The organism is Cellulosimicrobium sp. NPDC057127, from assembly GCF_042670945.1.
Taxonomy (GTDB): Bacteria; Actinomycetota; Actinomycetes; order Actinomycetales; family Cellulomonadaceae; genus Cellulosimicrobium.
The window spans coordinates 239,608-263,533 of the sequence record NZ_JBHUUP010000005.1 but is presented as its reverse complement, the minus strand read 5'-3'; the positions used below and the strand labels follow the sequence as shown (position 1 = coordinate 263,533).

The 23,926-nt window shown below is 74.2% G+C and carries 14 protein-coding genes and 1 riboswitch; of the genes, 4 read left to right on the top strand and 10 right to left on the bottom strand.

Annotated elements, in window-relative coordinates:
• Positions 1-37 precede the first annotated feature (37 nt).
• From ACFTZA_RS07410 to glyA, 4 genes are all read right to left on the bottom strand, one after another.
• Complete coding sequence (locus tag ACFTZA_RS07410; RefSeq protein WP_378192353.1) at positions 38-841, bottom strand: exodeoxyribonuclease III; 804 nt, start codon at positions 839-841, stop codon at positions 38-40.
• 34 nt (positions 842-875) lie between these two features.
• Positions 876-2,201 (bottom strand): MFS transporter, encoded by a 1,326-nt coding sequence (locus ACFTZA_RS07405; protein ID WP_378192351.1) that lies wholly within the window; start codon positions 2,199-2,201, stop codon positions 876-878.
• A gap of 76 nt (positions 2,202-2,277) precedes the next feature.
• Positions 2,278-3,159, bottom strand: a complete 882-nt coding sequence (locus ACFTZA_RS07400; protein WP_378192349.1) for a bifunctional methylenetetrahydrofolate dehydrogenase/methenyltetrahydrofolate cyclohydrolase — start codon at positions 3,157-3,159, stop codon at positions 2,278-2,280.
• Positions 3,156-4,457, bottom strand: a complete 1,302-nt coding sequence (glyA, locus tag ACFTZA_RS07395) for a serine hydroxymethyltransferase (RefSeq protein WP_378192346.1) — start codon at positions 4,455-4,457, stop codon at positions 3,156-3,158. The genes ACFTZA_RS07400 and glyA overlap by 4 nt, the downstream gene beginning before the upstream one ends.
• An 82-nt stretch (positions 4,458-4,539) precedes the next feature.
• A riboswitch (ZMP/ZTP riboswitch) is annotated at positions 4,540-4,655 on the bottom strand.
• 387 nt (positions 4,656-5,042) lie between these two features.
• Here glyA and ACFTZA_RS07390 point away from each other — a divergent pair.
• The 3 genes from ACFTZA_RS07390 to ACFTZA_RS07380 are packed head-to-tail and all read left to right on the top strand — an operon-like array spanning position 5,043 to position 8,614.
• Positions 5,043-6,971, top strand: coding sequence for a glycosyltransferase family 2 protein (locus ACFTZA_RS07390; RefSeq protein WP_378192344.1), 1,929 nt, complete (start codon positions 5,043-5,045; stop codon positions 6,969-6,971).
• A gap of 21 nt (positions 6,972-6,992) precedes the next feature.
• Entirely contained in the window at positions 6,993-7,361 is a 369-nt protein-coding gene (locus ACFTZA_RS07385) for an STAS domain-containing protein (protein WP_378192376.1), read from the top strand.
• The gene (locus ACFTZA_RS07380; RefSeq protein ID WP_378192341.1) at positions 7,358-8,614 is read left to right on the top strand and encodes a glycoside hydrolase family 26 protein; all 1,257 of its coding nucleotides are present in this window, start codon (positions 7,358-7,360) and stop codon (positions 8,612-8,614) included. Before ACFTZA_RS07385 ends, ACFTZA_RS07380 begins: the two co-directional genes overlap by 4 nt.
• Here ACFTZA_RS07380 and ACFTZA_RS07375 read toward each other — a convergent pair whose 3' ends face one another.
• Positions 8,615-9,937: a family 16 glycosylhydrolase gene (locus ACFTZA_RS07375; protein WP_378192339.1), complete on the bottom strand. Its 1,323-nt coding sequence runs from the start codon at positions 9,935-9,937 to the stop codon at positions 8,615-8,617.
• A gap of 97 nt (positions 9,938-10,034) precedes the next feature.
• Positions 10,035-10,562, bottom strand: a complete 528-nt coding sequence (locus ACFTZA_RS07370; RefSeq protein ID WP_378192337.1) for a GNAT family N-acetyltransferase — start codon at positions 10,560-10,562, stop codon at positions 10,035-10,037.
• 192 nt (positions 10,563-10,754) lie between these two features.
• On the opposite strand from ACFTZA_RS07370, the gene purU reads away from it, so the two are divergent.
• Positions 10,755-11,585: a formyltetrahydrofolate deformylase gene (gene purU / locus ACFTZA_RS07365; RefSeq protein ID WP_378192374.1), complete on the top strand. Its 831-nt coding sequence runs from the start codon at positions 10,755-10,757 to the stop codon at positions 11,583-11,585.
• 69 nt (positions 11,586-11,654) lie between these two features.
• Here the strand turns inward: purU and pulA are convergent, their stop codons facing one another.
• The 4 genes from pulA to ACFTZA_RS07345 form a co-directional block, all read right to left on the bottom strand.
• Complete coding sequence (gene pulA, locus ACFTZA_RS07360; RefSeq protein ID WP_378192335.1) at positions 11,655-17,864, bottom strand: pullulanase-type alpha-1,6-glucosidase; 6,210 nt, start codon at positions 17,862-17,864, stop codon at positions 11,655-11,657.
• Positions 17,865-18,263: 399 nt separating this feature from the next.
• A complete protein-coding gene (locus tag ACFTZA_RS07355) occupies positions 18,264-21,881 on the bottom strand; it encodes an ATP-binding cassette domain-containing protein (protein WP_378192332.1) in 3,618 nt (1,205 codons plus the stop codon).
• Positions 21,882-21,947: 66 nt separating this feature from the next.
• The gene (locus tag ACFTZA_RS07350; protein WP_378192329.1) at positions 21,948-22,685 is read right to left on the bottom strand and encodes an ATP-binding cassette domain-containing protein; all 738 of its coding nucleotides are present in this window, start codon (positions 22,683-22,685) and stop codon (positions 21,948-21,950) included.
• Positions 22,682-23,926: an ROK family transcriptional regulator gene (locus tag ACFTZA_RS07345; protein WP_378192328.1), complete on the bottom strand. Its 1,245-nt coding sequence runs from the start codon at positions 23,924-23,926 to the stop codon at positions 22,682-22,684. The genes ACFTZA_RS07350 and ACFTZA_RS07345 overlap by 4 nt, the downstream gene beginning before the upstream one ends.

Here is a 23,926-nt window from a genome sequence, read left to right as displayed (position 1 = left end):
CCGGTCGGGACCGGAGGGGCGGCCGTCTCGTTCGTGGTCAGACGTCGTACGTGACGACGAGCGGCGCGTGGTCGCTCCAGCGCTCGGCGTGCGACGGCGGCCGGTCGACCTCGACCTTGACCGCGCGCTCGGCGAGGGCGGGCGTCGCGAGCTGGTAGTCGATGCGCCAGCCGGAGTCGTTGTCGAACGCGCGGCCGCGCCAGGACCACCACGTGAACGGGCCGGGGCCCTCGCCGCCGTGCACGCGGCCGAGGTCGACGAGGCCGACGTCGTCGAGCCACGTGTCGACGTAGGCGCGCTCCTCGGGCAGGAACCCGGCGCTCTTGAGGTTGCCCTTCCAGTTCTTGATGTCGGCGTTGCGGTGCGCGATGTTGAGGTCGCCGGCGAGGACGGCGAGGCGGCCGTCGGCGGTGAGCTCGCGCAGGCGCGCCGTGACCTTCTCCAGGTACGCGTACTTCTGCACCATCGTCTCGGGCTGGGACACGGTGCCCGAGTGGATGTAGGCGGAGACGACGGTGACGACCGCGCCGTCGGGCAGCTCGACGTCGGCCTCGACCCAGCGCCCGGTGTCGACGGGCGCCTCCGGCTCGCCCGCGCCGAGGCCGACGCGCACGGCGTTGACCGGCAGGCGCGACGCGACGGCGACGCCGGCCCGGCCCTTGATGTCGCAGGCCTGGTGGGCGATGTGCCACCCGTCGAGGAGCTCGTGCACGACGGAATCAGGCGCGCGCACCTCCTGGAGCAGCAGCACGTCGGGGGTGCGGGAGTCGATCCACGCGTCCATGCCCCGGCGGACAGCGGCGCGGATCCCGTTCACGTTGGCGGTGGCGATCGTCAGCACCGGGACATCCCATCACGTCCCGCCCACGACATCGTCAGCGCGGGAGCGTGGTCCCGCTCACGCCCGCAGGAGCGGGGACCGGCCGGAAGCGGCCGGCCAGCACCGCCGACACCGCGGCGAGCGCGGCGAGGACCACGAACCCGGTCCGCAGCTGGTCCGCCGTCGCGAACACCCCCGTCAGCACACCACCGAGCACCGCCCCGGCGTAGGTGAAGACGTTGAGCCGCGCGACCGCCCGGTCCGTCACCTCCTCGACGAGCCCGAGCGCGGACTCGCCGCCGGCCGTCCGCGCGGCGACGGCCTCGCGGGCGCGGTCCCCCGCGGCGGAGAACGCGAGCGGTGCCACGACGCCCAGGCCGAGCCCGGTGGCGGCGAGCCCGAGCACGGCGACCGGCCACGCCGGGGCCGCGGCGACGGCCACGAACCCCAGCGCTCCCACCACTCCCCCGGCGCGCACGACCCGAACACGGCCCGCACGCTCGACGAGCCGGTCGCCGGTGAGCCGGGAGACGATGAGCGCGGCCTGGTAGGCGGCGTAGCCGAGCGGCGCGACCGCGGCGCTGGTGAGCAGGACGTCGCGCAGGAACGTCGCGCTCCAGCTGGAGATCGCGGAGTCGGCGACGGGGAACGCGACCATCGCGAGACCGAGCACGGCGACCGTGCCGGCCGCGACCCGCACCCCATGACGGGCCGACGGAGCGGCAAGGGCCGCCCGGTCGGGCGACCGGGCGCCGCCGGGCACGGGAGCGCGCGGCGGGACGAGCCGGGGCGCCAGCACGATGGCGCTCCCGGCAGCGAGCAGCGCCACCGCGGGCAGCGCCACGGGTTGCGAGACCCCCACGAGCGCCGCGCCGGAGACGAGCAGCGCGCCGACGACGCCGCCTGCGGCGTTGCCCGCGTAGAACGAGGCGAGCAGGCTCCGGCCGTACGCCCGCTCGACCTCGATGCCCTGCATGTTCATCGCGGCGTCGACGGCGCCGAGCGCGACGCCGTACGCCGCGAGGGCGACGAAGAACAGCGGCCAGGTCGGCGCGGTGCCGGCACCCGCGATGCCCAGGGCCGCGAGCAGCAGCCCGCCCACGACGACGGCGCTGGACCCCCGCCGCGCCGAGACGGCACCCGAGAGCGTGCTGCCCAGCCCCGCGCACACGCACACGCCGAGGACGACGAGCGTGACGACGTCGTCCCCGAACCCGAGGCGGTCCTTGTACCCGGGGATGCTCGTGAGCACGACGGCGAACCCGGCGCCCTGCACCGCGTACGCGGCGGTGACGGCGGCGCGGGCGCGGCGGTCGGGCGCGGGCGTCACGCCGGCGCGGGTCAGGGGCGCGACCGGGACCACCGGCTCGGCGTCGCTCATCCGCGCAGAGTAGCGCCCGACGCACGAGCGGGCGCCGTGCCACGCACGACGCCCGCTCCTGACCGTTCCGCGCCCGTCAGGCGGGCGCGCGCTCCGCGGTGTCGACCACGTTCGCGAGCAGCATGGCGCGCGTCATCGGGCCGACGCCGCCGGGGTTGGGCGAGAGCCAGCCCGCGACCTCGGCGACGGCGGGGTCGACGTCGCCGCGCAGGCGCGCCTTCCCGGTCTCGGGCTCGACGACGCGGCTCACGCCGACGTCGAGCACCACGGCGCCCGGCTTGACGTGCTCCGGCTTCACGAAGCCCGCGACGCCCGCCGCCGCGACGATCACGTCGGCGCCGCGCAGGTGCTGCACGACGTCGCGCGTGCCCGTGTGGGTGAGCGTGACGGTCGCGTTGATGTCGCGGCGCGTGAGGAGCAGGCCGATGGAGCGACCCACGGTCGTGCCGCGCCCGACGACGACGACGTCCTTGCCCGCGAGGTCGATGCCGTGCCGCTGCACGAGCTCGACGATGCCCGCCGGGGTGCACGGCAGCGGCGAGGTGATCGGCTCGTTGACGCGCAGCACGAGGCGCCCGAGGTTCGTCGGGTGCAGGCCGTCGGCGTCCTTGGCCGGGTCGATGCGCTCGAGCACGGCGTTCGTGTCGACACCCTTCGGCAGCGGGAGCTGCACGATGTAGCCCGTGCACGCCGGGTCGGCGTTGAGGCGGTCGATCGCCGCCTCGACGTCGGCCTGCGTCGCGTCCGCGGGCAGGTCCTCCCGGATCGACGCGATGCCGACCTCCGCGCAGTCGCGGTGCTTGCCCGCGACGTAGGACATCGAGCCCGGGTCCTCCCCCACGAGCACCGTGCCCAGCCCCGGGACGACGCCGCGCTCGCGCAGCGCGGTGACCCGGTCCCGGAGCTCGGACTTGATCGCCGCGGCGGTGGCCTTGCCGTCGAGGACCTGGGCCGTCACTGCTGCAGGTCCGGGTAGAGCGGGAAGTCGGCCGTGAGCGTCGCGACGCGGCTGCGCAGCGCCTCGACGTCCGCCGCGGAGCCCTCGCGCAGCGCGGTCGCGATGATCTCGGCGACCTCGGTGAACTCGGCGTCGCCGAACCCGCGCGTCGCGAGCGCGGGCGTGCCGATGCGCAGGCCGGACGTCACGCGCGGCGGGCGCGGGTCGAACGGGACGGCGTTGCGGTTCACCGTGATGCCGACCTCGTGCAGGAGGTCCTCGGCCTGCTGGCCGTCGAGCGCGCTGTGGCGCAGGTCGACGAGCACGAGGTGCACGTCGGTGCCGCCCGTGAGGACGGAGACGCCGGCCTCGGCCACGTCGGCCTGGGCGAGGCGGTCGGCGATGATGCTCGCGCCGCGCAGCGTGCGCTCCTGGCGGTCGCGGAAGTCGTCGGAGCCCGCGATCTTGAACGACACGGCCTTCGCCGCGACCACGTGCATGAGCGGGCCGCCCTGCTGGCCCGGGAACACGGCGGAGTCGATCTTCTTGGCGTACTCCTCCTTGCTGAGGATGAAGCCGGAGCGCGGGCCGCCGATCGTCTTGTGCACGGTCGAGGAGACGACGTCGGCGTGCGGGACGGGCGACGGGTGCAGGCCTGCGGCCACGAGGCCTGCGAAGTGCGCCATGTCGACCCAGAGCTTCGCGCCGACCTCGTCGGCGATCTCGCGGAACGCCGCGAAGTCGAGGTGGCGGGGGTACGCGGACCAGCCCGCGATGATGACGTCGGGGCGCGTCTCGAGGGCCTGCTTGCGCACCTCGTCCATCTCGATGCGGTACGACTGCGCATCCACGCCGTAGGCCGCGACGTCGTAGAGCTTGCCGGAGAAGTTGATCTTCATGCCGTGCGTGAGGTGACCGCCGTGGGCCAGCTCGAGACCGAGGATCTTGTCGCCCTTGTTGATGAGCGCGTGCAGCACGGCCGCGTTCGCCGTGGCGCCCGAGTGGGGCTGGACGTTGGCGTGCTCGGCGCCGAACAGGGCCTTGGCGCGGGCGATCGCGAGGTTCTCCGCGACGTCGACCTGCTCGCAGCCGCCGTAGTACCGGCGGCCCGGGTAGCCCTCGGCGTACTTGTTGGTGAGCACCGAGCCCTGCGCCTGGAGCACGGCACGGGGCACGAAGTTCTCCGACGCGATCATCTCGAGCGTGTCCCGCTGGCGGCCGAGCTCCCCGTCGAGGACGGCGGCGATCTCGGGGTCGAGCTCGGCGAGCGGGGCGTCGAGGACGTTCTGGGCTGGGCGGTCAACGGGCTGGGCGCTCATGGCGTCTCCTCGCGGTCTGCGGCAGTGTCGTCGGTCCGGCGTCCGGTGCGGGCTCGTCCGGGCACGCACCCACCAGGTGGTGACCCGGGGCCCAGGCGAACGACCCGTCGTCTGCACAGCTCGTCGCTCCCCGGTGGTTCTCCACCCTCCCGCGACCCGCCGAGGCAGGTCCGGGACGCGCCAGTCGCGACGTCGTCGATGCTACCGCACGGCCGCGCCACGCCACGGCCGTGTGACGAGCGGGTGAACGCCGGACCGCCGTCGACGGCCCGGGGTTTCCGCGACGTTGCCGGGCTGTGCAGGTTCGGGCAACGGCGTCGAAAATCTGGCTCCCGGCGGCCCGAGGCCCTGGTGGGCCTTCACCCGCTCCTCTACATTCGAGCCACGTCACGGCCCTCCGGCCCGGTCCTCGCAGCAGCGGGGTCAGGGACGGGGAGGGGGAGGTCGCGACCGGCACGCCGAGGTGCTGAGCACAGCGCATCTCCGCGACGCCACCGACGCCGCCGCTCCCGAGCACGCCGGGCGTCCCCTCGCGGGTCCGCACGACGCGCTCGTCGTTGGTCGGAACGGCGAAGGGTTCGGCGCATGGGTGGCAGCAGGTTGGCGACGGTCCGCGTGCTCGCGGTCGTCGCGGTGGCGTTCGGTCTGGTCTACATCACGTGGCGCTGGACGGGCACGGTGGCGTGGGAGGCGTGGTGGATCGCCGTCCCGCTCGTCCTCGCGGAGACGTACAGCCTCGGCGAGACGGTCCTGTTCGCGCTGACGACGTGGAACGCGAGGCGTCGCCCGCCGGCACCGCCGGCGCCCGACGGGCTCACGGTCGACGTCTTCGTGACCACGTACAACGAGCCGCTGGAGCTCGTCCTGCGGACCGCCGTGGCGGCCCGCGACATGACCTACCCCCACGAGACGTGGATCCTCGACGACGGCGCCCGGCCGGAGCTCGAGCGCGCCGCGGCCCGCCTCGGCGTCGGGTACATCACGCGCGGTCCGGAGTGGGAGGGTAGGCCGCGCTACGCGAAGGCCGGCAACGTCAACAACGCGCTCTTCCGCACGACGGGCGACCTCGTCGCCATCCTCGACGCCGACCAGGTCCCCGAGGCCCGGTTCCTCGACCGGGTGCTCGGCTACTTCACGGACGAGGAGGTCGCGTTCGTCCAGACCCCGCAGCACTTCTGGAACGTCACGCGCAAGGACCCGCTCGGGAGCTCCGCCGAGCTCTTCTACGGCCCGATCCAGCAGGGCAAGGACGGCTGGGGTGCCGCGTTCTTCTGCGGGTCCAACGCCGTGCTGCGCCGCGAGGCGCTCATGGCCCTCGGTCTCACCCGCTTCACGCGCACCGCGGGCGGGCGGATGCGCAAGGCCCTGCGCGCGGGCCGCTCGCGGATGCAGGACCTCCTCGGCGAGCTCGCAGTACGCGAGCCGGCCGCGATGCCCGTCGCGGAGGAGGCGCTGGCGGCGATCCGCCGCGCCGAGGACGGGTTCCGGCACGGGGAGGTGCTGTCGGAGATCACGTACACGCTCCGGGCCGACTTCTCCCGGGCCCTCCTCGCGCACCCGGACCTGCCCGACGACGTCGTGCCGGAGCTCGACGCCGTCCTGGAGGCGGTCGACGTCGCGCGCACCGACCAGGCCCTGACCATCCACCCGCTCGACACGTCGAGCATCACCGAGGACATGGCGACCGCCATGCACCTGCACGCCATGGGGTGGACGAGCGTCTACCACCACGAGGTCCTCGTGCGCGGCCTCGCCCCGGAGGACGTCGGCACGATGCTCTCCCAGCGCCTGCGCTGGGCCTCGGGCTCGATGCAGGTCTTCTTCGCCGACAACCCGCTCACCGTCAGCGGGCTCACGCTCGCCCAGCGGCTCATGTACCTCGCGACGATGACGAGCTACCTCAGCGGGTTCGCCGCGCTCGCCTACCTCGCCGCGCCGGTCCTGTTCCTCACGGCCGGGGTCTTCCCGCTGCACGCCGACCCGGCCCTGTTCTTCCTCCACTTCGTCCCGTTCTTCGTCGCGTGCCAGCTGCTCTTCCAGGTCGCCGGGCACGGGGCGCGCGGGCTGTGGCGCGGCCAGCAGATGTCCTTCGCCCTGTTCCCGACGTGGATCGCCGCGACGCTCTCCGGCGCGGCCGCCGTGTTCCTGCGCCGGCACCTGACCTTCTCCGTCACGTCCAAGACCAAGCAGTCCACCGGCAGCGGGTTCCGGCACGTGCGGGTCCAGCTCCTCACCGGGGCGCTGCTGCTCGCCGCCGCGGCGATCGGGGTCCAGCGCGCCCTCGCGGGCGACGCGTCCGACGCCGCGACCGCGCTCTCGCTCGTCTGGGTCGGCGTCGACCTGGCCCTCCTCGGCGTCGTCGTCGGCGCCGCCCGCTACCAGGGGCCCGGCGACGCCGTCGTCGACCCCCACCCCGCGCCGCCCGAGGTTGCCGCCGCCCTGTCCACGGGTCCGGCGGCGGGCTCGGCGGCGGACAGCAACGACGCTGCCACCGTCCGCGTCCTCGAGAACTAGTCCCAGGAGCTCACCGTGGCCATGATCGTCAGCACCTCCTCGTCCCCCGTCCCCGCACCGTCGGTCGCGCGTCCGCGCACCGTCGACCTCTCCGTCTCCGGCCCTCTCGACGCCCGCGCGGTGCTCGCGCTGCGCGCGCAGGTCTCCGAGGCCGTCGTCGACGGCCCCGTCCTCGTCCTCCTCGACGTCTCCGCGGTCGACCGCGTCACGCCCTCCGGGGTGGCCGGCGTCCTCGACCTCGGACGCGTCGCCCGCGCCGCGGGCGGCGACCTGCGCCTGCACGGGCTCTCCCGCGCCGTCGCGCACGCCCACGCCGCGCTGCGGCTCGACGTGGTCACCCGCGTCTACGGCGGGCGCGCCGCCGCCCTGGCGACGGCGGGGACCCCGTGATCGGGCGTCCCCCGCAGCCGCCGCCCGGCGACGAGCCCGTCTTCGTCCTGCACCCGCGGCGCACGCAGCGCCGCAGGATCGGGCTCGTCGCCCCGCTGGTCGTGATGGCGCTCGGGGTGAGCGCCGTGGCGTACGGCTTCACGCGCGTGACGCCGACGATGCCCGGCGCTCCCGCGCCGGCCTGCATGGCGGATGCCGACGCCATCGTGCCGGAGCAGGGCGCGCTCCTCGGGGTCAACCTCGACTGGGAGGCCGAGACGCTCGCCGAGCACCGGGACGACCTCGCGCACGCGCCCGCGGTCGCCGTCCAGTTCTCGGACGTCCCGTACGACGACGCGACCTGGGAGCACACGGTCGGTGCCGCGGGCCAGGTCGAGGAGAACGGCGGCGTCCTGCTGCTCACGCTCGAGCCGCACGGCGGTCTGGACACGATGAGCGACGAGGTGGTCGACCGGCTCGCCGAGGACCTCCGGGCCCTCAACGCCGACGGCGTGCCCGTCGTGCTGCGCTTCGCCCACGAGATGAACGGCTCCTGGTACGCGTGGGGCCAGCAGCCCCAGAAGTACGTCGAGACGTTCCGCCGCGTCGCCGCCGCGGTGCACGAGCGCTCCCCGGGCACCTCCATGATGTGGGCGCCGAACTACGGGGGCGGGTACCCGTTCACGGGCGGGCAGTTCGCCGCGCTGCCGGGGACGGCCGACCACGCCGCCCTCGACACCGACGGCGACGGCACCGTGACGATGGCGGACGACACCTACCTGCCGTACTTCCCCGGGGACGACGCCGTGGACTGGGTGGGCATCTCGCTCTACCACTGGGGCAACCAGCGCCCGTGGGGGAGCAACGACGTGACCGAGGACGGCAAGTTCCTCGCGATGCTGACGGGCACGTACGTCGGCACCGCGGGGGACGACGCCGCGATCCCGGACTTCTACCAGGTCTACGGCGTCGAGCACGGGCACCCCGTCGCGATCCCGGAGACGTCGGCGATCTACACCCCCTCGCGGGGCGGCGCCGACGAGCTCGACGTCAAGCGGGCGTGGTGGCGGCAGGTGTTCTCCGAGCGCACCCACGAGGAGTACCCGCAGCTGAAGATGATCAACTGGTTCGAGTGGGCCAAGTTCGAGATCGAGATCGACGACGAGGTCGACTGGCGGGCCGCGGGCTCGCCGGAGGTGCGCGACGCGTTCCTCGCGGACCTGCCGTCCTGGCTGCGGTACGCGGAGGACGTCGACGTCTGCGGTGACGGCTGATCAGCCGAGCCACCACTTCTGGTTCTCGGTGCCGGCGCAGGCCCACGTCTGGAGCGGGGTGCCGTCGGCGGTGGACCCCTCGCGCACGTCGACGCACCGGTCGGCCGGGACACTGACGAGGTCGGCGGCCGGGGTCAGCACGAGCTGCTGGGCCGGTGCGTCCGAGCAGGTCGCGAGCCGCACCGCGGCGCCGTCCTCCGTCGACCCGCCGGCGACCTCCATGCACATCCCGAGCGCCTGCACCGTGCCGTCGGGCGCGAACGACCACCGCTGGCCGGGCCCGTCGTCGCACGTCTCCAGCACGATCGGCGTGCCGGCGACGGCGGCGTCGCCCGGCACGCCGATGCACTTGCCCGCGAGCCCGCGGACCGGCCGCGCCGCCGGGCCGGCCGCGTCCTCCGGCACAGCGGGGCTCGCGCCCTCGTCCTCGCGCTGGTCGGCGCGCTGGTCGGCGCGCTCGTCACCGCCCCGGGCATGCCCCGTACCGGCGTAGACCCGCACCCAGTCGACGAGCATCTGCTGCGGGAGCTGCGTCGAGCCGTCCGGCGGTCCGGGCCAGACCCCGCCGACGGCGAGGTTCAGTATGAGGAAGAACGGGTCGTCGTCGAACACCCACCGCCCGCCGTCCGCGTCGTCGGGCGTGACGTGCGCGTACGCCTCACCGTCGACCGACCATGTGATCGAGCCGGGTGCCCAGTCGACCGTGTAGACGTGGAAGTCGTCGGCGAAGGCGCGGCCGTCCGGCAGCTCGGACGACGCCGTCACCGAGTTCGCGCCCGAGCGTCCCGGCATGTGCAGGCTCCCCCACACCGTGCCCGGCTCCTTGCCGACGTTCTCCATGACGTCGATCTCGCCGCTCGAGGGCCACGGGTCGGTCGTGTGGACGTCGCGGCCGAGCATCCAGAACGCCGGCCACATCCCCTGCCCGCGCGGGACTTTGATGCGCGCCTCGAAGGTGCCGTACCGCTGCTCGAAGAGGCCTGCCGTCAGCAGGCGCGCGGACGTGTACTCGCACGGCCCGTAGTGGCACGTCGCGCCGTCCGGGTTCTCGCGCCGCGCGGTGACGACGAGGTGGCCCTCGCCGTCGTGCGCCGCGTTGCGCGTGCTGTCGGTGTAGCGCTGCAGCTCGCCGTTGCCCCACCCGTCGCCGCCGAGGTCGTACCGCCACCTGCTCGGGTCGGGCGGCGTACCCGCCGGACCGTCGAACTCGTCCGCCCAGGTGAGGGGTCCACGTGTGGGTCCGGCCGCGCCGTGGATCACGACGGCCGCCCCGGTGAGGGCCACCGTGACGACCAGCGCGACGACCAGGAGTCGCGTCCGCATGCTCCATCGTCCGGACGCCCGTCCGCCGGGCACAAGACCTGCGGCGTTACGCCGGTGTGAACTCTGCGCCCCCGGGGCGGCTCCGGGGACGCCGTGCTCACTCCCGGTCGGCGAGCGTGCCGGAGTCCTCGAGGTTGCGCGCCTCCGCCTCCCCGAGGATGCGGCGCAGGTACGTGTACGTGAGGTCGCCGGCCGCCTTGTCGTACTGCTGCTCGTACCCGTGCCGCGTGTACAGCGCGAGGTTCTGCTTCGAGTCCTTGCCGGTGAAGACCCAGATCTCCGACGTCTGCTCGGGCAGGTACGGCAGCACCTCGAAGAGCATCTGGGTGCCGATGCCGCGTCCCTGCATGTCGGGCGCGACGGCGAGGCGCCCGAGAGTCGCCTTCGTCCCCTCGATCTCGACGCGGACCGACCCGACGAGGCGCGGACCGAGCCACGCGCCGATCGTCACGACGCCCTCGCGCGCGAGGTCGTCGCGCAGCTCGTGCAGCGTCTGCGTCAGCGGCGGGATGTTCGGGTCGCCGTACAGCTGCGCCTCGGTGACGAACGCGGCCCGCCGCAGGGTCAGGAGCTCGCCGGCCTCCGCGTCCGTGACCAGGCGGGTGGTGATCTGCGCGTCGTTCATGGCTCCATCGTCGCAGAGATGCGGTCTCCTCACGGAGCGTGCCCGGGGGTGATGTCCGCGGAGAGGACGACGGGCCGGACGGCGTCGCGCCGCGGCTACCCTCGGAGGGTGTCCACGTCAGCGCCCCCCACCTCGCCGGACGCCCCTCTCGGCGGCGTCGCGGAAACCGGCCCCACCGACCCGCAGCACTGGGTGCTCACGCTCTCGTGCCCGGACGGGCCCGGGATCGTGCACGCGGTGGCGGGAGCGCTCGCCGGGCTGGGCGGCAACATCACCGAGTCGCAGCAGTTCGGCGACCCGCTGTCGGGCCTGTTCTTCATGCGCGTCCAGGTGGAGGCGGCGGCGTCCCGCGACGAGATCGTCGGCGCCCTTGCCCCGGTCGCCGAGCGCTTCACGATGAGCTGGGACCTCGACGTCGTCGGGCGGCGTGTGCGCACGCTGCTCATGGTTTCGAAGGCGCCCCACTGCCTCGTCGACCTGCTCTACCGCGAACGGTCGCAGGCGATGCCGATCGAGGTGGTGGGCGTCGTCGGCAACCACACGGACCTCGAGGACATCGCGACGTTCTACGGCAAGCCGTTCCACCACGTGCCCGTCACGCGGGACACGAAGCCGGCCGCCGAGGCGCGGCTGCGCGCCCTCGTCGACGAGCTCGACGTCGAGCTCGTCGTCCTCGCCCGGTACATGCAGATCCTCTCCGACGAGCTGTGCCGCGAGATGCCGGGTCGCATCATCAACATCCACCACTCGTTCCTGCCGAGCTTCAAGGGCGCACGCCCCTACGCCCAGGCCCACGACCGCGGCGTGAAGCTCATCGGCGCGACGTCGCACTACGTCACGGGCGACCTCGACGAGGGCCCGATCATCGAGCAGGACGTCGCGCGCGTCGACCACTCGCGCCGCGTCGAGGACCTCGTCGCGATCGGCGAGGACGTCGAGCGCCAGACGCTCGCGCGCGCGGTGCGGTGGCACGCCGAGCACCGCGTGCTGCTCGACGGCCACCGCACCGTCGTCTTCCGCTGACGGCCACGAGGTAGAGCCCCGGTCCTCGACCAGGGCTCTACCTCGTGCGACCGGGGCTCTACCTCGGCGTCAGGAGCAGCTCAGCTCCTCGTACGGCGCGGTGAACGTCGAGGTGATCTCCTCGCCGTCGACCCGTGCCGTCGCCGTCACCGTGGCCTCGCCCGCCTCGACGGAGTGCGCCCGCGTCGTGAACGACTGATAGGCGTTCTTGCCGGGCTGCACCGTCCCGGCCGCACGCGACCCGAACGGCGTCTCCAGCCGCACGTGCACCGGGAGCGGGCCGTCGTTCGTCGCCCGCACGGCGACGTAGGCCTTGCCCGCGAGGCAGCGGGCCTGCGCCTCGACGCTGACCGGGAGCTCGTCGCCCGCCTGCGGGTCGACGAGGACCGCGACCGTGCGGGCCGGCACGGTGACCGTCCCCGTCGCCGCGTCCCATGCGGTCTCCTTCACGACGGCGTCGCTCCCCTGCGCCTGGACCGGCGACAGCACGTAGTCGCGGCCCGCGAGCGCCTCGACGGTCTGCGTCACCGGCTCGGGTGAGGCGTTGAAGACGGCGAGCAGGCCGTCGAGCGCCGGGTCCCGGTCCTCGCCGACGAGGTCGTCGACGGACATGACGATCACGCCGGGCTCCTGCTCGGTGCCCGCACCGGGGAAGGTGACCTTCTCGTGGATCGCGTCGGCGTCGCCGAGCCGGAGCAGCTCGGTCGAGTGCCGCAGCCGCAGCAGGTCGCGCGCCTGGGCCGACGCCGTCGCGATGTCCTCCGGAGAGGGCTTGAGCGCCGGGTCCGCGAGGAGCGGGGCCATGAGCGGCCACTTGTCCTCGTTGTCGGCCGCCATGGGCAGCCCGCGGCCGAAGCCGTTGTCCTGCCCCGACCAGTCGATCGCGTTGAACCAGTCGCCGGAGTCGTAGCTGTTGCGGTCGAGCGACTTGGAGCGCAGCAGGTCGGTGCCGGCGTGCCAGAACGACGGCGTCTGCGACAGCGCCGCGGTGGCGAGCGAGAGCGTGTTCATCCGGACGCGCTCGTCCATCGGCGTGCCCGCCGGCAGCTTGAGCGCGAGCAGGTCGAACAGCGTCTCGTTGTCGTGCGCGTCGACGTAGGTGACGACTTCCTCGGGCGAGTCGGCGTAGCCCGCGGGCGCGCCGCGGTAGTCGATCTCGTCCCCGCGCTTCTCCTCGCCCGTCGACGTGACGAACGTGAAGTCGCGCAGGTTGCCCGCGAGCCCGAGCCGCACGAGGTCGGTCTGGTGGCCGAGGTCGGCGAACTCGTCGTCGGAGCCGTCGTTGACCGTGCCCGGCTCGCCCGCCCGCGCGGGCTGGCCGTTCGGGTCGGTCGCGAGGCCCGTGCCGAAGCCCTGCGTGAAGGTCGTCGCGCCGTCGACGGGCGACCCGCCGTGCACGGCGTCGCGCAGCCGGTCGGAGAACGTCCCGATGCCCGTGCCGCCGAGCTGGCCCTGCGTGGCCTGCTCGAACAGCGCGTTCCCGGCGACCTCGCCGAAGTCCCAGCCCTCGCCGTACAGGTAGACGGACTCGCCGTCGACGCCGTCGTCGGCGAGCGTGAGCTCGTCGAGCGCGGCCCGGACGTCGAGCATGTTCTGCTTCGAGTGGTGACCCATGAGGTCGAAGCGGAAGCCGTCGACCTTGTAGTCGCGCGCCCACGTGACGACGGAGTCGACCATGAGCTTGCCGGCCATGGCGTGCTCGGTGGCGACGTTCTGGCAGCAGGTGCTCGTCTCGACGGCACCGGTCGTGGGGTTCAGGCGGTGGTAGTAGCCCGGCACGACCTTGTCGAGCACGGACTTGTCGTCCTGCCCGCTCGCCGCGGTGTGGTTGAACACCTGGTCGAGCACGACCTGGAGCCCGGTCCCGTGCAGCGCCCCGACCATCGTGCGGAACTCCGCGACGCGCGCTCCGCCCTCGGCGTCGACGGCGTACGACCCCTCGGGCGTGGAGAAGTGCCACGGGTCGTAGCCCCAGTTGAAGCCGTCGGTGGCCTGGACCGCCGCGACCGCCGCCTGCTGCTCGGTCGAGTCGGGCGCGAACCCGCTGAGGTCACCGACCTCGACGCGGTCCGCCGGGTTCTCGATGATGCTCGCGATGTCGAACGTCGGGAGCAGGTGCACCGTCGTGATGCCCGCCTCGGCGAGCTCGCGCAGGTGCGTCATGCCGTCCGAGTCGTCCTCGGCGAACGCGAGGTAGGTGCCGCGTCGCTCGGCGGGGACGGTCTCGTCCGCGATCGAGAAGTCGCGCACGTGCAGCTCGTAGATCGTCTGGTCCACGGCCCGCTCGACCACCGGGGCCGGCGTGCTCTCCCACGCCGACGGGCGGAACGCCGGGTCGTCGAGGTCGACGGCCACGGAGTGGGTCGAGTCGAGCGTGAGCCCGACGGAGTACGGGTCGGTGACGACGTTCGTCTCCACCGCGCCAGTGCTCGGCACGTACACGCGCACCTCGTAGCGGTAGCGCGCGCCGGCCCAGCCGGCGGCGCCGTCGAGGACTGCGTCGCCGCCGTCGACCGTCCACGTGCCGTCGCCCTGCTTGGTGGCGGCGAACCGCTGCGGCTCGCCGTCGAGCGGCGCGCCCGCGGGCCACGCGAGGAGGGTGACGTCCTGCGCCGTCGGGGCCCAGAGCGCGAACGACGCGGCGCTGTGGTCGTTCCCGTCGTCCTCGCCGTCCTCGCCGTCCTCGCCGTCCTCACTGACCCACGTCACACCGAGCTCGCGGTCGGCCGCGGCCTCGGCGAACAGGGCGTCGACCACGCCCGGGATCTGCACCCCGGTCGCGGCGGTGAGCGTGTCGCCGTCCTCCCGGGTGACGAGCAGCTGGCCCCGCAGCGCCGTCTCGACGGCCTCGCGCGGCACGGGCTCGCCGTCCGCCCCCGTCACGCGCAGCGCGGTGTGCGCCGCGAGCGCCGGGAAGTCGGCCGCGGCCTCGTCGGGCAGGCCGGCGTCGTCCACCTCGAGCGTGTACGACGTCGCCCCCTCCGGCGCCTGCACCTCACCGTCCGCGCCGCCCGGAGTCACGGCGATCCCGCCCTCGGGCGCCGTCCACAGCGTGAACGTGTCCCCCGAGCCCAGGTCGCCGGGCCAGGCGAGGACGTCCTCGCGCACCCAGTGCGCGGCCTGCTGCCCGGTGCCGGGCAGCGGCGGGTTCTCCACCCCTATCTCGAGCACGTGCGTCGCGATGTCGTACGTGAAGGTGACGGTCTCGCCGTCACCGACGGAGAACTGGTAGTTCGCGCCGCCGGGGGCGCCGCCCACGCCGTAGTTCTCGGCCCAGCTCAGGCCGTGCGCCACCTTCGTCTCGTACGCGCCCGCCGCGAGGTCGTCCGTCGACCACGTGGAGGTGCCGTCGCCGTCGGGGTCCTTGAGCCAGGTCGCGAGGCAGTCGGGCGCCCACGTGCCGGGGCAGCCGACCTGGTCCTGGAACGAGCCGGGCAGGGTCACGAGCGGGCCCTGCGCGGTGCTCGAGAAGTCCTTGCTCACCGGGTCCCAGTAGAACGTGACGGGTCCGCCGTCGGTCGTGTACGTCGCGTTGCCGCCGTCCGGCACGCCGCCGACGCCGTAGTTCACGGTCCACGACCCGTTGATCGCGACCTTGTACTCGTACGTGCCGGCGGGCACGTCGAACGTGCCTTCGTACACGCCGTCGGGACGCTCGGCGAGCTTCGCGGCCTCGCAGCCCGGTGCCCAGTCGCCGGCGCAGCCCATCGCTGCGTTGTGGCTGCCGGGCACGGTGACGAGGTCGATCTCGGGCTCGGGCTCCTCGGAGACCGTGCCGGTCACGTCGACCCCGACGCTCGCGAACGTCGACGCGGCGGCGCGGTCGCCGTCGGCGTCGGTCGTCACGGCGCGGTACTCGACGAGCGTGCCCTCGGGCATGCCGGTGACGTCGTGGAAGACGCGCGGCGAGGTGTCCTCGGCGGTCCCGAGCGGCGTCCACTCCTCCGATCCCACCTCGCGCCACGCGAACGACGTCTCCGCCCACGCGTCCGCGTCGACCGTCGCGGCGACGGGGGCCACACCGGTCACGCCCGCGCCCGCGACCGGGACGGTCACGGCGATCTCGCCCGAGGAGTCGGCGCCGACCTCGCGGTCGGCCACGAGCACGACGGCGGACGTCGCCGGGACGGAGAGCGTCACCGTGCCCTCGCCGTCCGCGGTGACGGGAGCGCCGTCGCCGTACAGCACGTCGTAGGTGGCGCCCGGCGTGAGCGTCGTGAACGTCGCCTCGCGCGGCTCGGCCGCGTTGTTCAGCGCGACGAGGTGCTCGACCTTCTCCTCACGGTCGACGCGCGAGAAGGCGTAGACGCCCGCGCCGGAGTCGACGTGCCGCTCGACCTGCGCGCCGGTCGCGAGCGCCGGGTGCGCGTCGCGCAGCGTGGCGAGCGACGCGATGTGCTCGTAGAGCGGCGCGTCGGTGCCGTACCGGTCGACGCTGCCCGCCTGCTCGCCCGTGACGAGCGGCTGGTCGGCGTACTCGGCGACCTGGGTCGCGAAGAGCGTCTGGCGCGCGTCCTTGTCGCCGCCCGCGCCCGCGAAGCCCTGCTCGTCGCCGTAGTAGACGACCGGCTGGCCGCGCGTGAGGTACATGAGCTCGTGCGCCAGCTCGTCGCGCGCGAGCGGGTCGTCGGTGCTCGCGAGCATGTACCCGACACGGCCCATGTCGTGGTTGCCGAGGAACGTCGGGAGCGCGCTCGCCGACGTGTCGGGCGTCGTGTACATGTCGTCGCTCGCGAACAGCGACGCGAGGCCCTTCGCGCTGTTGCCGCTCGCGAAGCTGGTCGCGGCCGACTGGAACGTGAAGTCGAGCGTCGAGCTCATGTCGGTCTTCCGCACGTAGGGCGAGAGCTTCGCGGCGTCGGCGTCGTACACCTCGCCGAACATGAAGAACTCGTCCTTGCCCTGCGCGTGGGCGTAGTCGAGGACCTCGGTGGTCCAGGTCTCCCAGAACTCGAAGTTCACGTGCTTGACGGTGTCGATGCGGAAGCCGTCGATGCCGAGGTCGATCCAGTCCTGGTAGACGTCGACGAACCCGTCGACGACCGTCGGGTGCTCGGTCATGAGGTCGTCCAGGCCGTCGAAGTCGCCGTACGTCACCGACTCGCCCGTCCACGTCGAGTTGCCCCGGTTGTGGTAGAGCGCCGGGTCGTTGAGCCAGGACGGGACCTTGAGGTCCTCCTTGCCCGCCGGCACGAACGGCGTGTACGGGAACGAGGTCGCGGGGTCGAGCTCCGGGAAGTCGCCGGTGCCCGCGTAGGTCGCCGGGTCGAAGACGTTCCCGGCTGCGTCACGGTAGGGCGACGTCCCCTGGTCGACGTAGGAGTACTGCTTCTCCTCGTAGTCGACGACGTCCGCCGTGTGGTTCGTGATGATGTCGAAGTAGACCTTGATCCCGCGCTCGTGCGCCTCGTCGATGAGGGCCTCGAGCTCGGCGTTGGTGCCGAGGTGCGGGTCGATCTGCGTGAAGTCGGTGATCCAGTAGCCGTGGTACCCGGCGGACGCGTCGGCGCCGGTGCCCTGGACGGGCTGGTTCTTGAACGACGGCGTCAGCCAGATCGCGGTCGTGCCGAGGCCTTCGACGTAGTCGAGGTTCTCGCGCAGGCCCGCGATGTCGCCGCCGGAGTAGAAACCCTTGTTCGTCGGGTCGAAGCCGGACACGAGCGGGTCGTCCCCGAGGCCGGCGGTGTCGTTCGACGGGTCGCCGTTCGCGAACCGGTCGGTCATGACGAAGTAGAACCGCTCGTCGGACCCGGGCTGCCGCACGGGCGGGACGACGAGCGCCGCGTCCTGGGCGTCGTCGTACTCCCCCGCGAGGCCGAGGGGCACCAGCGCGATGCGCTGCGTCGCGTCGTCGAACGTGACACGCACGCGCGTGTCGCCGCCGAGCACGAGCGGGGCGTTGTCCGGCCCGCCGTCGCGCCCGTAGGCCTCGTCCCACGCGTCGTCCATCGCGACCTTGTACTGCCAGGTCCCGGCGGGCACGTCGAACTCGGCGGACCAGACGCCGGGCGTCTCGGTCGGCTCGAGCTCGGTCGCGGCGCAGGAGGGGTCCCAGTCGGCGGCGCAGCCGAGCTCGGACTGGAGGTCGCCCACGAGCGCGGCGGTGCGGTCGGCGCCCGTCGCGGGCGCGGCGAGCGCGGCGACGGTGAGGCCGGCGAGCGTCGTGCTCGCAACGGCGAGCGCGGTGACCGACGCGGTCGCCCGGGCGGCGCGCGATCGGGTGGGGTGACCGGGTGACGCGGTCGGCGACGGCGGACGCCGTCGCGGCGTGGAGGTCATGAGGACTCCCTCGTCCAGGGGTGGGAACGGGACCGCCGGCACGTGCGCGGCGACGCGTCCACCAGCGGGCGACGTCGACCGTGACCTTCTCCGTGAGCGGCTGTTCGCGACTGTACTGCTTGCTGAAAGTTGCAGCAAGAGGCGATACGTGTCTGTTCGGCGCGTGACAGGGGCCGGCCGCGAGCGGCACAAGGTGAGCCGCCGCCACGGGTGGAGGTGCCGAGTCGTGGAGGCATCGGCGGGAGCCGCAGGGCAGAGCGGAGGGTGGGGCGGGTCGTGGCGGGTCGTGGTGGGTCTGGCGGGAGCCGCGAGGGACGAGCGGCGGATGGTAGACCCGCCACGACCCGCCCCTCCCTCCGCGGAGGAGAGACGGCAGCGCGACACGACCGAGGCCGACGCTCAGCCCGCGAGGTGCCCCCAGCGCGCCGCGAGCTCGCGCCACGGCCCCACCTCGGCCACCACCCCGTCGTCGAGCACGACCACGCGGTCGGCCCGCGCGAGCGCGGCCCGCTTGGACGTGGACCCGATGACGGTGGTCCCGCGCTCGCGCAGCGACGTCCACAGCTCGATCTCGGTCGCGGCGTCGAGCGCGCTGGACACGTCGTCGGCGAGGAGCAGCTCGGCGTCGGTCGCGAGGGCGCGTGCCAGGGCGAGCCGCTGCACCTGCCCGCCCGAGAGCCGCACGCCGCGGTGGCCGACGAGCGCCTCGTGCCCGCCGGCCTCGACGACGTCGCGCTCGAGGCGTGCCGCGGCGACCGGCCCGTCGAGCTCGCGCTCGTGACCGAGGCGGACGTTGTCCGCGAACGTCCCGGAGAGCACGCGCGGCACCTGGGCGACGTACGACACCTGCCCGGGACGCAGGAACGCCTGCGCGTCGACGACGTCGGTGCCGTTCCAGCGGATCCGGCCCGTGTGCTCCATGAGCCCCGCGAGCGAGGCGAGCAGGCTCGACTTGCCTGCGCCCACCTGCCCGAGCAGCAGCACGAGCTCGCCGCGGCGCACGGACAGGTCGACGCCCTGGACGCCGATGGTGCCGTCGTCGTGCACGGCCGTGACCCCGGAGAGGTCGAGCCGGTCGAGCGGCTGCCGGGCCACGGGCGACGGGACCGGTGCCGCACCCGCGACCAGGTCGACGCCGTGCGGCACGTCCATGAGGTCGGCGCCGGCGGCGAACCGGCTCGTGGCCCGCTGCCACGAGCGCGTCCCGGGCGCCTCGGTGACGACCGCTCCCGCCACGACGCCGAACCAGCCGAAGCCGGTGACCGCGTTCGCCACGAGCAGGGCCGTCGCGAGGTCCCACGTCTCGGTGAGCAGCCCGGCCCAGGCGGCGACGACGCCGAGCTGGATCATGACGAGCGGCACGCCGTCGAGCGCGGCCTGCACCCGGTGCTCGAAGACGGCGGCGCGTACGCGCCCGGCGTCGACGGCGTGCAGGTGCGCGTGCACCTGCGGCGTGCGTGCGGCGAGCTTGACGGTGCGTGCGGCGTCGAGCGCGGAGACGAGCGCGCGGCCGAACTGTGCGCGGGCCGCCGACGAGCGCGTCGCCGACCGGCCGGCGATCGGTCGCCCGAGCGCGGAGGCCGCGGCGGAGACGACCATGACGGCGAGCAGGACGGCGCCCGCGAGCCAGGAGCCGCTGAGCAGCGCCGTGACGCCGGCGATGACGAGACCGTTGACGAAGTCGACCCACCGGTCGGCGTACCGCACGAAGCGGTCGGCGTCCATCGCGCGCGCCACGACCTCCCCGGGTGGTGTGGCCGTCAGGCGCTGCTGGCGGGTCTGGCCGACCATGACGGCCATCCGTACGCGCAGCAGGACCTCGACCCACCACCGCGGGTACACGTACAGCGCCTGCGCGAGGCACAGCGGTGCGAGGACGAGCAGGACGGCGAGCGGGACGAGCAGCGATGCGGGGAAGCCCGCGTCGACGTCCTCCACGGCGCGGCCCCAGAGGAAGCCCGTCAGGGCGCCCTGTGCCGCGACGAGGCTCGAGACGAGGAAGAGGCCGGCGCCGACGACGCCCCACGCGGGGCGCACGACGAGCGCGTGCAGGACGCCGCGAGCCAGGCTCGGACCGTCGCCGTGGTCGGGGCGGACCGGCGGCTCGCCGCGCCGGCGGCGCCCGCCCACGGACTCGGCGGCGCGCGCGCCGCTCGCGGTACCGTCGCTCGCAGCCCCGGTGCTGGCGGTCCCGTCGCTGACGGTCCCGTCGCCCGTGGTGGCGTGCTCCTGCGCCACCGCGTCGTCGAGGGCGCCGTCCTGGGCGGCGCTCGCCTCGAGGAGGCTCCGGTAGCGGCCCGGCGTGCGGGCGAGCTCGGCCCGCTCTCCGTGCTGCACGAGCCGTCCGTGGTCCAGCACGGCGACGAGCCCGGCGCGCTCGATCGTCGTCAGGCGGTGCGCGACGAGGACGCCGGTGCGCCCGGCGAGCAGCCGCTCGGACGCGGCGACGACCCGCGACTCGGTGAGCGGGTCCATGCGGGCCGTGGCCTCGTCGAGCACCACGACCTGCACGTCGCGCACGAGCAGGCGCGCGAAGGCGACGAGCTGCTCCTCCCCCGCGGACAACGACGTCCCGCCCGGGCCGAGCAGCGTGTCCAGGCCGTCGGGCAGCCCGTCCACCCAGTCGTCGAGCCGCAGCTCGCGCACGGCCGACTCGACGTCGGCGCGCGGCACGTCGGCGAACAGCGCGATGTTCTCGGCGAGCGTCCCCGCGAGGATCTCGGTGCGCTGCGTGACGACGCCGACGGCCGCCCGCAACGCCTGCAGCTCGAGGTCGCGCACGTCGACGCCCCCGAGGAGCACCGTGCCGGGCGCGGGCTCGACGGCGCGCGACAGCAGCGAGGCCAGCGTGGACTTGCCCGAGCCGGTCCGTCCGACGAGGGCGACCGTCTCCCCCGCCGGCACGCGCAGGCTCACGCCGTCGAGCGCGAACCCGCCCTCGGCGTAGGCGAAGCGCACGTCGCGCAGCTCGATCCCGACGGGGCCGTCGGGCACGTCGTGCCCACCGGCGGGCTCGGGCGCGACGGCCAGCATCTGGCGGATGCGGGTGATCGCGCCGAGCCCTTCCTGGATGTCCGGGAGGTGGTGGACGAGGTTGTCGGTCTGGCCGACGAACAGCGCGGTGACGAGGAACAGCGTCACGAGCCGGTCGACGGGCAGGTCGCCGTCGGCGGCGAGCGCGGCGCCGGCCAGCGCGACGCCCGCGAGGAGCGCGGCGAGCACGAGCCCCGCGCGCCGCAGCATGCGCGACTCGACGGTGACGACCTCGGCGAACCGCCGGTGCACGTCGGCCGAGCGTTGCGCGAGGCGGCTCACGGCGAACTCCTGCCCGAGGCTCGTCCGCAGGTCGTCACGCGCGGCCACGGCTTCCTCGAACGCCGCGGCGTGGTCGGTCCACGCCATCTCCTCGACGACCTTGCGCCGCGCGATCTCGCTCAGCATCGGCCGCACGAGGAACCATGCGAGCAGCCCCAGGACGGGGAACAGCGCCCACGCGGGCCACCACGTCAGGCCGGCGACGGCCCACATGGGAACCACGCCGACGAGCGTGCGGCCGGCGCCCCACAGCTGGCGGCGCACGAGCGTGCCGACGGCGTGCGTGTCGTCGTCGACGCGGTCGAGGACCTCCCCGACCGCCTGCTCCGTCAGGGTCGGCAGCGGCTGGTGCAGCGCGGCGGTGAGCAGGTCGCCGCGCAGTCGGCCCTCCGCACGGTCGACGACACCCGCCCACACGACCTGGCCCACGGTGTCCAGCAGCGCCGCGCCGACGATGCACGCGGCGAGCAGCTGGAGGGTCGCGACGGTCGGGTCCTGCGCGAGCCACCCCGCCACGACGGTGCCGAGCGCGGTCCCGACGGCGCCGACGGCGAGCGCCGCCAGGGCGACCCCGGCCTGCGGGCCGCGCAGCCGCCGCAGGTCGAGCCGGCGGGCCGGGTCGTCCGCCGGGGGCGCGGGGGCGGACGCCGTCCCGGCGTGCGGGGCGGGCGGGTGCTCGGTACCTGTGGGCGCGTCGATCATGGCTCGTCGACCCTAGGCCGCGCGCGGCCGTTCTCGTACCGTTTTTCGCCCGCCGCCGGGGGCCGGTCAGGAGGCGCCGGTGATCGCGGCGAGGATGTGCTCGTGAGGAGCCGTCGCCTCGAACGCGCCGTTGTTGCGTCCGTGCCGCAGGACCTCGATGCGGTCCGAGACGGCGCGCACGTCGGTCATGTTGTGGCTGATGAGGATCACGCCCAGGCCCATGTCGCGCAGCCGCTGGATGTGGGTGAGCACCTCCGCGGTCTGCCCGACGGACAGGGCCGCCGTCGGTTCGTCGAGGACGACGACGCGCGGTTCGCCCACGAGCGTGCGCGCGATGGCGACCGCCTGCCGCTGCCCGCCCGACAGCGTGCGCAGCGGTGTGCGCACCGACGGCACCCGCACCGTGAGCGTGCGCAGGATCTCCTGCGTCACGCGCTCCATCTCGAGGTCGCGCAGGAAGCCCTGGCGCGTGCGCAGCTCGCGCCCGAGGAAGACGTTCTGCGTGACGTCGAGGTTGTCGGACAGCGCCAGGTCCTGGAACACCGTCGCGATGCCCAGCTGGTTCGCCGCCGCCGGGGAGCCGATGGTCACGGGCTCGCCGTCGATCTCGATGAGGCCGGCGTCGGGCGTCAGCACGCCCGCGACGATCTTCGCGACCGTCGACTTGCCGGCGCCGTTGTCGCCGACGAGGGCGACGACCTCCCCGGCGCGGATCTGCAGGTCCACGCCGACGAGCGCCTCGACCGCGCCGAACCGCTTGACGACCTGGCGCAGCGCGAGCAGCGGTGTCCGGTCGCGCGTCATGAGGTCCTTCCCCCGGCGGTGTCCTCGTGGTCCTCGTCGTCCTCACGAGGATCGTCGACCGGAACCCTACCGGCCGTCGGCAGGAGGTCCGTGGACTGCAGGGCGAGGACGAGCGCACCGACCAGCTCCGCGCGCGAGCCGAGCGCGGCGGGGACGACCTCGAGCGGCTGCGGCACGCCGAGCAGGGCGCGCCGGCGCAGCGCCTCGCGCAGGGGGTCGAGGAGCACGTCCCCCGTCTCGGCGAGCTCGCCGCCCACGACGACACGCTGCGGCGTCACCGCCGTCGCGAGGTCGGCCACGACGCGGCCGACCACGGCGCCCGCGTCCGCGACGACCCGCGCGCAGCCCGGATCGCCCTCCGAGGCGCGGGCGACGACGTCGCGCAGCGTCAGCGAGCCGTGGCTGGTCCGCAGGGGCTCGAGGAACGCCGGGCCGCCGACGACCGTGTCGAGGCAGCCGCGGCTGCCGCAGCGGCAGATCGCCCCGGCCGGGTCGACCAGCACGTGGCCGATCTCGCCCGCGGTGCCCGCCACGCCGTGCAGGACCCGCCCCCCGAGCACGATGCCCGCCCCGGTGCCGTGCGAGACGCGTACGTACAGCGCGTCGTAGCAGTCCTTGACCGCGCCGACCGTGCTCTCGGCCAGGGCGCCGAGGTTCGCGTCGTTGTCCGCGAACACCGGGCGCGCGATCCGCTTCTCGAGCACCTGGGCGACGGCGACCCCGTCCCAGCCGTGCAGCACGCCCGGGGCGGTCACCATGCCCGACTCCGGGTCGACGGGGGCGGGCACGGCCACCCCGACGCCGACGATCTCGTCCAGCCCGCGGCCCAGGCGTTCGGCCAGCTCGACGACGAGCAGGGCCGCGCGGTCGAGCGTCGTGTCGGCGCGGTGCTCGGACGGCAGGGGCAGGGCCTGCTCGGCGAGGACCTCGTGGGAGGCGTCCGCGAGCGCGACGCGCAGCCGGCGGTGGCCGATCTCGACGCCCACCGCGATGCCCAGGCGGTGGGCGAGCGTCACGAGCTGGGCCCGCCGGCCCGAGCGTGTCGTGCTGCGCACCGCGACGAGCCCCGTGGCGACGAGCTCCTTGACGATGGTCGAGACGGTCGCGGCCGACAGCCGCGTGGCACCGGTGAGCTCGACCTGCGTCAGGCCGCCGTGGCGCTTGACCGCGTCGAGCACCGCCGCGCGGTTCGCCTCCCGCAAGGAGGACTGCGACCCCGACATGGAACGCCGTCCTCTCAC